The sequence below is a fragment of the Ezakiella peruensis genome (genome assembly GCF_900215725.1).
In the GTDB taxonomy this organism is placed as follows: Bacteria; Bacillota; Clostridia; order Tissierellales; family Peptoniphilaceae; genus Ezakiella; species Ezakiella peruensis.
In genome coordinates, this window is sequence record NZ_LT962469.1 from 513,909 (window position 1) to 527,340 (window position 13,432).

Annotated in this window: 14 protein-coding genes; all 14 read left to right on the forward strand. The window is 37.4% G+C overall.

Annotated features, from left to right (window positions below; all coding sequences use genetic code 11):
* The first annotated feature begins 178 nt into the window (after positions 1 to 178).
* Positions 179 to 2,818, forward strand: coding sequence for a valine--tRNA ligase (locus CUU59_RS02435; protein ID WP_099950426.1), 2,640 nt, complete (start codon positions 179 to 181; stop codon positions 2,816 to 2,818).
* Positions 2,815 to 3,345: a hypoxanthine phosphoribosyltransferase gene (gene hpt / locus CUU59_RS02440; RefSeq protein WP_099950427.1), complete on the forward strand. Its 531-nt coding sequence runs from the start codon at positions 2,815 to 2,817 to the stop codon at positions 3,343 to 3,345. Before CUU59_RS02435 ends, hpt begins: the two co-directional genes overlap by 4 nt.
* Complete coding sequence (locus CUU59_RS02445) at positions 3,338 to 4,273, forward strand: CPBP family intramembrane glutamic endopeptidase (RefSeq protein WP_169922827.1); 936 nt, start codon at positions 3,338 to 3,340, stop codon at positions 4,271 to 4,273. Before hpt ends, CUU59_RS02445 begins: the two co-directional genes overlap by 8 nt.
* Positions 4,274 to 4,388: 115 nt before the next feature.
* Positions 4,389 to 5,237: a UDP-N-acetylmuramate dehydrogenase gene (gene murB / locus CUU59_RS02450; protein ID WP_099950429.1), complete on the forward strand. Its 849-nt coding sequence runs from the start codon at positions 4,389 to 4,391 to the stop codon at positions 5,235 to 5,237.
* The gene (rapZ, locus tag CUU59_RS02455; RefSeq protein ID WP_099950430.1) at positions 5,227 to 6,087 is read left to right on the forward strand and encodes an RNase adapter RapZ; all 861 of its coding nucleotides are present in this window, start codon (positions 5,227 to 5,229) and stop codon (positions 6,085 to 6,087) included. The genes murB and rapZ overlap by 11 nt, the downstream gene beginning before the upstream one ends.
* The gene (locus CUU59_RS02460; protein WP_099950431.1) at positions 6,074 to 7,012 is read left to right on the forward strand and encodes a gluconeogenesis factor YvcK family protein; all 939 of its coding nucleotides are present in this window, start codon (positions 6,074 to 6,076) and stop codon (positions 7,010 to 7,012) included. Before rapZ ends, CUU59_RS02460 begins: the two co-directional genes overlap by 14 nt.
* Positions 7,006 to 7,737 (forward strand): shikimate dehydrogenase family protein, encoded by a 732-nt coding sequence (locus tag CUU59_RS02465; protein WP_099950432.1) that lies wholly within the window; start codon positions 7,006 to 7,008, stop codon positions 7,735 to 7,737. The genes CUU59_RS02460 and CUU59_RS02465 overlap by 7 nt, the downstream gene beginning before the upstream one ends.
* Positions 7,734 to 8,447, forward strand: coding sequence for a 3-deoxy-7-phosphoheptulonate synthase (aroF, locus tag CUU59_RS02470; protein ID WP_169922828.1), 714 nt, complete (start codon positions 7,734 to 7,736; stop codon positions 8,445 to 8,447). The genes CUU59_RS02465 and aroF overlap by 4 nt, the downstream gene beginning before the upstream one ends.
* Entirely contained in the window at positions 8,428 to 9,390 is a 963-nt protein-coding gene (locus tag CUU59_RS02475) for a 3-dehydroquinate synthase (RefSeq protein ID WP_099950434.1), read from the forward strand. Before aroF ends, CUU59_RS02475 begins: the two co-directional genes overlap by 20 nt.
* Positions 9,383 to 10,486, forward strand: coding sequence for a hypothetical protein (locus CUU59_RS02480; protein WP_146036060.1), 1,104 nt, complete (start codon positions 9,383 to 9,385; stop codon positions 10,484 to 10,486). The genes CUU59_RS02475 and CUU59_RS02480 overlap by 8 nt, the downstream gene beginning before the upstream one ends.
* Positions 10,470 to 11,393, forward strand: coding sequence for a chorismate synthase (locus tag CUU59_RS02485; protein ID WP_099950436.1), 924 nt, complete (start codon positions 10,470 to 10,472; stop codon positions 11,391 to 11,393). The genes CUU59_RS02480 and CUU59_RS02485 overlap by 17 nt, the downstream gene beginning before the upstream one ends.
* On the forward strand, positions 11,390 to 11,884 hold the full coding sequence (locus CUU59_RS02490; protein WP_099950437.1) for a shikimate kinase: 495 nt from the start codon (positions 11,390 to 11,392) through the stop codon (positions 11,882 to 11,884). Before CUU59_RS02485 ends, CUU59_RS02490 begins: the two co-directional genes overlap by 4 nt.
* Positions 11,881 to 12,309, forward strand: coding sequence for a type II 3-dehydroquinate dehydratase (locus CUU59_RS02495; RefSeq protein ID WP_099950438.1), 429 nt, complete (start codon positions 11,881 to 11,883; stop codon positions 12,307 to 12,309). Before CUU59_RS02490 ends, CUU59_RS02495 begins: the two co-directional genes overlap by 4 nt.
* Positions 12,310 to 12,337: 28 nt before the next feature.
* Positions 12,338 to 13,378 carry a M42 family metallopeptidase gene (locus CUU59_RS02500; protein ID WP_099950439.1) on the forward strand — a complete coding sequence of 347 codons (1,041 nt, stop codon included), beginning with the start codon at positions 12,338 to 12,340 and terminating at the stop codon, positions 13,376 to 13,378.
* Positions 13,379 to 13,432 lie beyond the last annotated feature (54 nt).

Consider the following 13,432-nt stretch of genomic DNA (forward strand, 5'->3'; position numbering starts at 1 on the left):
AGAATGGTTAATTAGTGGGCTTTTATGATTACAGTTTCATTACAAGTTATTTTTATTAAGTAAACAAGTGTATTTTATGATGGCTTTGCTGGCCACTCTTTGCTTTACATTTAGGGGCTCTTTGTGTATAATTATATATAAATCAGGCTTATGCCAATATTTAATGGGGAAGTGTTGTATGAAAGAATTAGATAGTAAATATAATCCGCATGATTTTGAAGAAAGAATTTATAATGAGTGGGTAGACAATAATTTGTTTTCTCCCTCTGTTAATAAAGATGGTAAGCCATACACTATTATGATGCCACCGCCAAATGTTACTGGTAATTTGCATTTGGGGCATTCAATGTATACCTTACAAGATATTTATATTAGGCTAAAGAGGATGCAAGGTTATGCAGCTCTTTGGCTGCCAGGAACTGATCACGCAAGTATTGCAACTGAGTCTCGTGTTGTAAACAAGATTAGACGCGAAGGCAAGTCCAAGGAAGAGCTTGGCCGCGACGGCTTCTTGGAAGAAGCTTGGGACTGGACCCATGAGCATGGGGGCAATATTATTAACCAGCTCAAGTCCATGGGTTTTTCTTGCGATTGGGATAGGCTTAAATTTACTCTGGATAACAATATGAGTCACGCTGTTTTTACAGCTTTTAAACGCATGTATGATGACGGTCTTATCTACAAGGGTGACAGGATTATTAACTGGTGCCCAGATTGTAAGACTGCTATTTCTGATGCTGAGGTTGACCACGTTGATACCGACAGCAAGATTTGGGAAATCAGATATAATTTTGCTGATGGAGATGGGAGTGTAGTCATTGCTACAACTCGTCCTGAAACTTTGCTTGGCGACTTGGCTGTTGCTGTTAATCCAAACGATGATAGATACAAGGATGTGGTTGGCAAAAATGTCATACTACCACTTGTTGAAAAGGAAATTCCTATAATCGCTGATGATTATGTTGATATGGAATTTGGTACAGGTGTTGTAAAGATTACACCTTCTCACGACCCTAATGACTTTATGGTTGGTGAACGCCACAATCTTGGCCAATTTGTAGTTATTGATGAAGATGCCAAGATGAATGAAAATGCTTTGAAATACGCAGGTATGGATAGGTATGAAGCAAGGAAGAATATTATCGCAGACTTAAAAGCTCAAGGGCTTTTGGTCAGCGAAAAGAAACACGAAAATGCAGTTGGCCATTGCAGCAGGTGTAAAACTGTTATTGAGCCACTGATTAGTAAGCAATGGTTTGTTAAGATGAAAGACTTGGCTCAAGACACTCTTGAAGCCTTTGACGCTGGCCAACCAAATTTTTATCCTGAAAGATATGGAAAGATTTATAGGAACTGGCTGTCAAATTTAAATGACTGGTGTATTTCACGTCAGCTTTGGTGGGGCCATCAAATTCCTGCATATTACTGCGAGGACTGCGGCCACATTTATGTTAGCGAAAGCTCAGTAGAAAAATGTGAAAAATGTGGTTCTACAAATATCCACCAAGATCCAGACACTTTGGACACCTGGTTCTCATCAGCCCTGTGGCCATTTGCAACCCTGGGTTGGCCGGATGAAAATTCTGAAGACTTTAAAAAATTCTTCCCAACGGATCTCATGATCACTGGCTTTGATATTATTTTATTCTGGGTTATCAGGATGACCTTTACATCTAAATATTTCTTAGACCAAATACCATTTAAAGATGTTTTGATTACTGGACTCGTTCGTGATATCCAAGGAAGGAAGATGAGTAAGTCTCTTGACAACGGTATTGACCCACTTGAAATTATTGAAAAGTATGGGGCTGACGCCTTGAGATTTAATATGGTTACAGGTAATTCACCTGGAAACGATATGAGATTTGACGAGAAAAAAGTTGAAAATGCAAGAAACTTTGCCAACAAGGTATGGAATGCAAGTCGCTTCCTCCTTATGAATATTGGCGACCACAAATCAACTGATTTTGACCAAGATAAACTCACCGACAAGGACATTTGGATTTTGGAAAAACTCAATGATGCAATTAGGACCGTTGACAAGAACTTATCCAAATATGAAGTGGGTCTTGCAGCTGAACGAATTTACTCATTTATTTGGGAAGACCTTTGCGATTATTATATTGAATTTTCAAAGAGCGATTTATATGGTGATGACGAAGACAGGAAGGCTGTTACAAAGTCAGTACTACTATATGTACTCGAAAATAGCTTGAAGCTCCTGCATCCATTTATGCCTTTTATCACTGAAGAAATTTACCAATCTCTGCCAAACTCAGAAGGCTATATTATGGTTCAAGCTTGGCCAGAGGTCTTGGAAATCAAAAATCCAAAGAACAGCGTTTTTGTAATTGAAAAGATCAAGGACATTATCAGAGAAGTTAGAAATGCAAAGGCATCCAGAAACATCGATCCAAGCAGGAAATCAGAATTGATTTTGGCTGGAGACAATGCCTTGATTGCAGATGTTATTGCAAATAAAGATATGATTATGCCATTAATCGGCGTTACAGAGATTACTTCTACTACAGAAAAGCTAAATCCAAGCGATTATCTCTTTATGTCAATCCCTGAATTTGACATGTATATGCCTTTAAAAGAATTGATTGACTATGAAAAAGAAATTATCAGCTTGGAAAAGAAAATCGAAAACTACGAATCAGAAATCGAAAGATTAAATAAAAAACTTGCCAACAAGGGCTTTGTAGACAAGGCTCCAGAGGCAGTTGTAAATAAAGAAAAGGAAAAGCTAAGCGACTATGAGTCCTTGCTTCAATCAGCCAAGGATTCTCTGGAAGAAATTAAGAGGGCTTTATGATTAAAAAAGTTTTGATTACACAAGATGAAATTGATAAGCGTTTGGACAAGCTGGCAGAGGAAATAAATGATTTTTACAAGGGAGAGCCGATTATTGTAATTCCTCTATTAAGAGGGGGCTTTATGTTCGCAGCCGACCTAATCAAGAGGCTGGACATGCTCGTAGAAGTGGATTTTATTACCACTGCTTCCTATGGGCACAAGAAGGTTTCATCTGGAGATGTAAAAGTGTTTAGCGATTTGAGGTCTAATGTAACAGGCAAAAATGTTTTGATAGTCGACGATATTATTGACTCGGGCAATACCTTAAAATTTATCAAGGATTATATAGGAATTAGAAATCCAAAGTCATTAAAGATTGCCACTATGCTTGACAAGCCATCCAGAAGAACACAAGATGTCAACAGTGATTTTGTAGGCTTTGAAGTGGACGACGTTTTTATTGTTGGCTATGGCTTGGACTATGAAAACAATTACAGAAATGTGCCTTATATATTTGAATTTTTGGAAGAGGGAGAAGATGAATAAAAAAAGTATGCCAACAGCTGTTGCTGGATCACTCATGTTTATGGGCTTAACGGTTTTATTTTTAACCCTGGGTGGACTTACTCAGCTTTTAAATATTTACTTTGGAATATTTTTTACAGAGGCAATAATATTAGGCCTAGTGACTTATCTGGTCTGCGTTTTTAAAAAATATTATGTCAGAGAGACTTTGGCTCTTAGGATGCCCTACGAGGGGACTTTATGGAAGGCGTTTTTTATATCGCTTTTATCTTATCCAGTTATTGTATTTATAAATGGTTTGTATTTGACAGGTCTATCAAAATTTATGACCCTGCCATCCGATTTGGGTGTGCCTCTACCAGAAACTTTTCCAATGTTTTTGGTAAGCGTAATAATGTTTGCGGTCTTACCAGGAGTTTTTGAAGAGTTGGTCTTTAGAGGATTTTTATTTAAGGCCTTTGATAGGTACAAGCCAGTAGCGAGGATTTTTATAACGGCAACTCTTTTTGCAATCTTCCACTACAATCCTATAAATATTGTTGGACCATTTTTGATGGGTCTGACATTTGGATATTTGAGATATAGGTCAGACTCGCTCTTGCCGAGCATCATTGGCCATACAACCAACAACTCCATAGCCATGGTTATCGGTTATATTGCCAACAAGGCTGGCAACTTGGATTTGGACGCTGCGGGTGATCCTGATATGGCAAATGTCGAGGCCATGCTGGGTGATTCAAAAGTGATCGTCGCTGCATTTGGTCTAATTGTAATTGCACTTCTCGCTTATATGGTTTACAAGTTATTAAAATCTTTCCCAGATTATAGGGAAAAGACCACTTTGGTTATAAAGCCAGAAAAAAGAGAAAGATTATTCACATTGATCATGTTTATTTTTGGATTTATAATGCTTGCAAGTGCATTTGTAATAGTTATGAAAAAGTTTTAAATGAATTAAAGCCTTTGACTTTTTGTCAAAGGTTTTTTGATGTGGACAATTTGCATCAAATATAATAAAATAGGGGTATAGATATATCGATGAACGAAAATATTTTGGAGGACAAATGAAAGTTTTAAAAGATTATGATATAAAAGAATTTTCTACAATGAAGATTGGCGGACCTTGCAGGGCAATTTATTTGCCAGAGTCCAACGAGGATATAAAAGAAATTTTAAATACAGAAAAAAATCCGCTGATAATAGGCCAGATGAGCAATATTTTAATTACAGATAAAAAATTTGACCGGGCGATAATTCTCTTAAGGGAAAATTTTTCAAATATTGAATTAAAGAATGATTTGGTCTACGCTCAAGCTGGAGCCACTATGGGTCAGCTAAGTGATTTTGCTATTGAAAATGCCCTGACAGGCTTTGAATTTATGGAGGGTATACCGGGTTCTATTGGCGGCGGAGTTTTCATGAACGCTGGAGCTTACGGCGGAGAAATGAAGGATATAATTCATTCTGTTGTCGTTTATAGAAATGGAGAGATTGTTGAAGTTCCAAATGAGATTTGCGAATTTGACTCCAGGCATTCCGTTTTTCAAGACAATGGCGATATTATATTGGGTGCTTATTATAAGGCTGTTAAGGGCAATAGAGAAGAGATTAAATCCACGGTTGATGACCTGCACGAGAGAAGAAACTCCAAACAGCCACTTGAGTATCCTTCATGCGGATCTGTTTTTAAAAGGCCAAAGGGTTATTATGCTTCAAAGCTTATTGACGATTTAAATTTAAAGGGAACAAGGATTGGCGGAGCAATGGTATCGCCAAAGCATGCTGGTTTTATAATTAACTATGATCAGGCGACTTTTGATGATGTTATAGAGCTGATTGAACTTATTAGGGACAAGGTTAGAGACGAATACGGTGTAGAATTAGAAACGGAGTTAAGGATAATTGAAAGATAAAATGGATATTATAATTGTAACTGGTATGAGTGGAGCAGGCAAAACTGCCACATTAAATGTGTTGGAAGACGACGGCTACTTGTGCATAGATAACTTGCCAATACCATTAATCAAAGAGACTTTTGAATTAATGCAAAAGACACCTCAAGTTGAAAAAGTGGCTTTGGCTATTGACCTTAGGAATAGGATTTTTACCAACGAGCTCTTTTCGATTATAAAAAATTTGAAGGACGAATACGGGGCCAAGGTTTTGTTTTTAAATGCATCTGATGAGGCACTGATAAGAAGATTCAAGGAAAGACGGAGACCACATCCTCTTGCTATGAAGGGAAGTATTTTAGACGGAATTTCCAATGAACGCAAGATTATGGATAAGATTCAAGATATTTCTCTTCCTATTGAGACTTCTAATTTGAGTTTGGGCGAACTCAAACGAGCCATTCACTCTATGCTGGAAGAAACCGATGGACTCAATGTGGTCTTTACAACCTTTGGTTTCAAGCACGGGATTGTTATGGATGCTGATTTGGTTTTCGATGTAAGATTTATTGAAAATCCATATTATGTGCCGGAATTAAAAACCAAGTCCGGCTATAAAGATGAAGTTTACACTTTTGTTTTGAGTCAACCGGAAGTAGATGAATTTATAAATAAACTTTATGATTTAATTAAATTTTTAATACCACTTTACGAACGCGAGGGTAAGGAGCAACTTCTGGTAGCCTTTGGTTGCACAGGTGGTAGGCAAAGGTCTGTAAGCGTTGCCAGACGCCTAAAGGAAATGTTTGAAAAAGAAGATAAGATAAGTATTACTATGATTAACAGGGATTTGGAAGATGAAAGTAAATAAATTGGTTGCCATTGGTGGTGGGACTGGACTTAGCATTTTAATTTCAGGACTCAAGGATAAATTTGACGTTTCTGCCATTGTAACCGTTGGCGATAATGGTGGCGGAAGTGGAATTTTGCGTGCCGATTTAAATATGCTGCCGCCAGGTGATATTAGAAACTGCCTCCTGGCTTTGTCAAATGCACCTGACTCCTTGTCTAAACTCTTGTCTTATAGGTTTAAGAAAGGGGGCTTGAATGGTCAGTCGCTGGGAAACTTAATGATAGCAGGAATGACCGAAGAGTTTGGTTCTTTTGAACAGGCGATTTATTTTTTAAGCAAGGCATTAAACATCAAGGGCAATGTCTATCCAGTTAGCCTTGACCCAATGGATTTAGTCGCTAATTTATCAAATGGAGATACGATTTACGGTGAAAGTGAGATTGCAATTTTTTCTTTAAAAAGAAAAGCCAAGATAAATGAAATTTATTTAAATCAGCCTTGCAATATATCTCTTGATGCCAGAGAGGCCATCAGGGAGGCCGACATTGTAACTTTAGGTCCAGGGTCCTTGTATACATCTGTTATTTGCAATTTGCTGGTAGACGATGTGAGAGATCTTTTGAAGGATAAAAAAATTGCCTATGTATCAAATGTCATGACCCAGCCTGAAGAAACTTATAATTACACGCTCAGGGACCATATCGATGAAATTGAAAGATATTTGGGCAGGGATTTGGATTTTATATTTGCCAATGATGTATTACCAGAAAAAGAGGTATTGGCCAAGTACAAGGACGAGGGATCAATTCCAGTTGTCCCTGACAAAGACGACTACGATTTTTATGGAGACAGGCTAATTACAGGAGACTTTATTTCTGTAAAAGAAGCCTATATAAGGTCAGCTTCAGAAAAAATTGCTGGAGAGATTTTAAAGCTATGCTAAAATTTTGCCTTATAGGGAAAAATATAAAAAATTCCAGGTCGCCAGTACTATATGAATCATTTGCAAAAAGAGATGGGGTCGACTTGTCTTATGAGTTAAGAGACTTAGATAGAGGAGACTTGTCAGCTTTTGTTGATGAAGTTAAGTCTGGAAAATATAATGGTTTTAATGTCACGGCCCCTTACAAAAATAATATTATAAAATATTTAGATTATATAAGCGATGACGCCAAGGCTGTGGCAGCTGTAAACACTGTATACAATAAAGATGGAGTGCTTTATGGTTACAACACGGATATCTATGGGGCCTTTGAAAGTATCAATCCCGTTTTAAAAGAAGGAAGTATTTTAATTTTAGGACGGGGTGGAGCTGCCCGGGCTGTTATCAGGGCCTTTAAGGATAGGGACCTGACTATCTACGCCAGAGACTTTAACAATGATGATTTGCTAAAGATAAAAGCTGATTTAAAATTTATAGATAATTTACATGGCCAAGATTTTATAAATGTTATAAATGCGACAAGCGTTGGTTTTAACGAAGAAAAAACTCTGATGGAAAAACCGTTCGCATCGCAAAAAACGGCCGTTGATTTGATCTATACACCAGAAAAGACCATGTTTTTATCTTGTATGGAAAAGTTTGGCCTTGAAATTAAAAACGGATTTGAAATGCTTGAACTCCAAGCCAAGATGAGTTATAAAATATTTTTAGGAGAGATAAGTTGAGAATTATTGCAGGTTCTTGTTCAATTGAAAACTATGATCAAGCCATTAGTTTGGCGATCAAATTAAAGGCTCTGGGCGTGAGCGAAATCAGGGCCATGCTTTTTAAGCCGCGGACTGATCCAAATAGTTTTCAGGGAATAGGATACGATGGTATAGAAATTTTAAAAGAATTAAAAAATATGGGCTTTAAAATTGTAAGCGAAGTTATGAATGCTGAACAAATTGAAAAGCTATATGATTATGTTGACTCCATGCAAGTTGGTGCTAGAAATATGCAGAACTTTGATTTGTTAAGAGAGCTGGGTCGAACTGACAAGAATATTATTCTAAAGAGGGGCTTTGCTTCTTATATAGAAGAGTGGATCAAGGCGTCTGAGTACATTACAAGGGCTGGTAACCAAAACGTGACCCTTTGTGAGAGGGGCATTAGGTCTTTTGATAATATAACCAGAAATGTTTTGGATATTGGAGCTATTATTTATTTAAAAGAGATGACTGACTTTGAAGTCCTAGCTGACCCTTCGCATTCGATGGGCAGGCGAGACCTTGTGCCAGGTGCTGCCAAAGCGGCAATGGCTGCAGGGGCCGATGGGCTGATAATAGAAGTCCACGAAAATCCAGAAGAGGCTTTGACAGATAAAGACCAGGCCTTGGATATTAAGACTTTTGAAAAATTATTAAGGGAGCTGGATGGAAAATATAATTTATAAATCAATAGACAAAATTGAATACGATTTCCTTGTAGCAGACGAAGTTTTAAGAGACTTATATAGAGGATTATTTCCAGAGTACGCATATTTTGTCCAAGCTGGGGAAGCTTGCAAGACTTTTGATTTTATTGAAACGCTGATTGGCCAGATGCAAAGTCGAGGCCTGGACAGGTCATCGCATATAGGAGTGGTTGGTGGCGGCAGTTTATCAGATGCAGTGGGTTTTGCTGCCGGCATTTATATGCGGGGTATTAGCCACGATATAATTCCCACCACGCTTTTATCTATGGTGGATGCCTGCATGGGCGGTAAGACTGCCATCAATTTTAATCACGCCAAAAACTTTGTGGGCATTTTTAATGAAGCCAAGAATGTTATTATTGATGAAAGATTTACCAAGACTGAGAGTCTGGATAATTATAAAAATGGAGTGGTGGAAGCCGTAAAGCTTGCCGCTTTATTTGACGACAACATTTTTAATGAAATGGAAGCCTTAATAGATTATGAGATGAAAAATAGAGATGAATTTACTCATCTCGCAGCTACTTATTGCCCGCAGAAAAAGCAATCTATAGTAAAAGATGATTTTCGTGATAAGGGCTTGAGGCAGCTATTAAATGCTGGCCACACAGTTGGTCACGCCATAGAGGCCTATGAAGATTATAAGATAGCCCACGGCAAGGCAGTGGCTCTGGGCCTTGTAATTGAGCACCAAGCTTTGGGCTATGATACTAACAAGGATTTTTTGAGAATTTTTTATAAGTTATATGGAGAAGATTTTAAAATTTTGGTCGAAAAATATAAAAAAACCAAGCTTACCATTAAAGACGATAAAAAATCTTCTGGGGATAAGATCAATATTCCTTGCATAAGGAAAATCGGCTGCGGAAGCATATTAACTCTTAACAAAAAAGATTTTCAAAGGAGTATTTATTTTGAATAAACTGGAATATATACCAGGCTATTCAAAGTCCTATTTACATAGGTTTATTATCTTGTCCTGGATAAATAATATGGATATAGTCATTAAAAACTTCACCCCCTCTGATGATGTTTTTGCAACTTTAAATGCTCTCTATGATTCCTACAAGATTATTGGAGGAGATTTATATTTAAAAAAATCAGATAGGGTTTTTAGGGACCAAATTTATGTGGGCGAATCTGGATCGACCTTGAGATTTTTGATTACGTTAATGTTAGTGGCCCAAGAAAATAAAGAAATTACTTTTATTACTAAGGGGCGTCTAGCAAACAGGCCTTTAAAGGTCTTTAAAAGCCTCATAGAGGACGAGGGCGGGTCTTTTGATATAGTTAATCAAAAGATTAGGATAAGAGGCAAATTGGGCCTAAAATCCTACTTAATTTCGACTGAGGAATCCAGCCAATTTGTATCAGCTATGTTAATGGCAGGTCAGAAAAAAATTGATGTAAGCTACCAGGCGGATAAATCTTCCCAGTATATAGAAATTACCAAGGATGCCATTGATATTTTTAAATCAAAGCCGGCAAAAGTTTATGTTCCCGTAGATATGTCCAACTATTCGCTTTTTTATGCCTTATACAAAAAGGGTTTTATAGGAAAAATAGGACCGGCTGTGGCAAGGTGTCAAAAGGATAGAGTTTTTATAGACTATGTAAATAATTTGCAGCCTAGATATAATTTGAAAAACTCAATTGATTTAGCGCCCATGCTTGCAGCTTACTTGTCTACTGTGGATGGAGTTTTTACAATCTCTGGCCTTGAAAATTTAAAACATAAGGAGTCAAATAGGCTAAGGGAAATTTTAAGAGTTTTAAAATTTTTCCATGTGGACTGCGGGACCAACGGCAGGGACGAAATTTATATAAGGGGAAGTCGAGACAAGAAAAATATAAGCGGTTCTATAAAGGTGACCGACCATAGGATCTGCCATATGATTTTATTTTTGAAAATATATCATGATTCGGATTTAAAGATAAAGGGCTTGGAGTCTTTAAAAAAGTCAGATTATAATATTTATAATTATTTTAAGAGGTATTTTGATGTTTACTTACGGTAGGGATTTTAGAATTACAATTTTTGGGGCATCGCACGAGGACTATGTCGGCATTTTAATCGACGGAATAAAGGCAGGCACCCATATAGATTTTGACCAAATTAAGACGAGCCTGGGCAGAAGAAGGCCGGCGAGTGATGAAGAGACCTCACGCAGGGAAGGAGATGAGCTTGTGCTTGTTTCGGGTTATGAAAATGACCACACAACTGAGGCTCCGCTTGCCATATTAATAAAAAATTCAGATGTAAAGAAAACTGATTATAGCGACATCAAGGATGCCTTCAGACCTGGCCATGCAGATTATTCTAAGTTTATTAAATACCAGGGCCAAGCCTATGAGACTGGCGGCGGAATTTTTTCAGGCAGAATGACTGTGGCCTTGGTGGTTGCAGGTGAGATCGCAAGGCAAATCCACGACTTTGATATTTCTTCTAAAATAATTTTTGCGGAGGGCAATACCGGTTCTCATATAAAAATCCTTGCTGAGAAAATAGATCCAGGTTTGGGCCAGCCATTTTTTGATTCGGTTGAATCTGTAGTCAGTCATATTTTATTCTCCGTGCCGTCTGTGAAGGGGATTAACTTCGGAAATATCCTCGATACTTACAAGATGTCATCGGTTGAAGTTCTGGATGAATTTTATATGGAAGATCAAAAAGTTAAGACTAAGTTCAACCACGATGGCGGAATCCAAGGGGGCATAACAAATGGTATGCCACTTATAATAAATGTATTTTTAAAACCCATTCCAACTGTAAATATAGATGTGGAAACGCTTGATAAAGACTTTAATCAAACGATCATAAAAGCTTCGGGCAGGCACGATAAGCAAATTGCAAATAGGGTTGGGGTTGTCCTTGAAAGCGCAGTCCAAATCGCCTTGTTAGATCTCTTGATGAGGGCCAGATGAATATTGTTTTAATTGGACTCTCTGGCAGTGGCAAGACCACTGTTGGGAAAATGCTTTCAGAAAAAGTTAATAGGGAATTTTTTGATTCAGATTTTGAAATAGAAAAATCCCAGGGCAAGACTATAAATGAAATCTTTAAAAACGGCGAGGAATATTTTAGGAATATTGAAACAGAGACCTTGAAGACTTTACTCGACAAAGAAAATATAATTCTTGCAAGTGGTGGGGGAATAGTAGAAAGGGCTTGTAATTTAGACTTGCTCAAAGACCATTATATAATATTTTTAGACAGGTCGGTTGAGGATATCTTGAAAGACCTTGACGAGACTACGCGGCCGCTTTTAAAAGACGAGCCTTATGAAATACTAAAGAACCTATCTGATAAAAGGCGGGAAAAATATTTGTCAGCGGCAGACTTTATTGTAAGTGAGGCCACAGCTACTGATACTGTGAATGAAATAATAAAAAAATTAAAAGAGGAGTCAATATGAAAAAAGTATTATTTATATTAGGAGCAAATTTAAAATATTTGGGCCAAAGGGAAAAGGATATTTACGGTTCAAATACCATTGATGAAATCTATGAGTCTATGAATCAAATTTCTGATCATGTTCAAATAGAAATGCTGGCAACTAATAGCGAAGGGGAAATTATAGATGCAATTATGGAAAAAGATTATGATGCGCTTATAATCAATGCAGGGGCTTATACTCACTACAGCCTAGCCATTTATGATGCCTTAAGGGCCAAGGAAGACAAGTTCAAAGTTGAAGTCCACATGACCAATGTCTATAAGAGGGAAGACTTCCGACAGCAAATGGTTACGAGCGGTGGGGCAGACACAATAATTATGGGTATGGGAGAAAAGTCATATTATTTAGCAGTAAAAGCTATTTGTGATTATTTTTCTTTATAAAATGGGTAAGAGAACAGAGGAGGTAATTATGAAATACGATTTAGATTATTTAATTGATTTTGGGGTAAAACTATTGGAAACTCCATCACCAACAGGTGACACAAAGGCAGCAGTTGATTTAGTAAAATCAGAATTAGAAAAATATTGCCATGTGGAATACACCAGAAAAGGAGCTTTGCTTGCTAAGATCGAAGGCAAGAACAAGGATGACGCAATTTTATTAAGCTCACACGTTGATACTCTTGGCGCTATGGTTAAGGAATTAAAACCAAACGGCAGACTAAAGATGTCTATGTTAGGCGGCTATGCTTGGGCAACAGTTGAAGGACTTGAAGTTGAAGTTGCTACAGAAGATGGCAAGAGAATTCCAGGCACAATTATGACTACAGCTGCAAGCTCACACGTTCACGGAGCCAAGACTCAAAACATCGAAAGAAATGATGAAAATCTTGAAATTAGAATTGATGAAGTCGCAAGAAATAAAAAAGACCTAGAAGATCTAGGCATTCAAGTTGGCGATTTTGTTTATTATAATACAGGCACAAAATTATTTGATTCTGGATACTTAAAGAGCAGACACTTAGACGACAAGGCTTGCGTAATTTCCTTGGTTGGAATTGCCAAATACCTAAAGGAAAACAATATTGTTCCACCACGCACAACTTATCTCTTCATTTCTAACTATGAAGAAGTTGGCCATGGTTCAAGCGCAGGAATTCCTGAAGAAGTTTCAGAATTTATTGCTGTTGATATGGCAGCTCCAGGTCAAGGACAAACATCCGACGAACACAAGGTTACCATTTGTGTTAAGGACAGCACAGGACCTTATGACCTAGGCTTAAAGAGAAAGTTTATTAAACTTGCAAAAGAAAATGATATCCCATATGTACTAGACATTTATCCATTCTATGGTTCAGATGCATCTGCAGCTCAAAGAGCTGGTGTAAATGTAAGAGCAGGGCTCATTGGACCAGGGGTTGATGCTTCACACTCATTTGAACGCACACACAAGGACGGCATTAAAGCTACAACAGATTTAGCTATCGCTTATGTACTAGCAGATAAATAAAATAAGATAAATTTTAAAGACCGGAGAACTTAAAGAAAATTTGGCTCTATACTA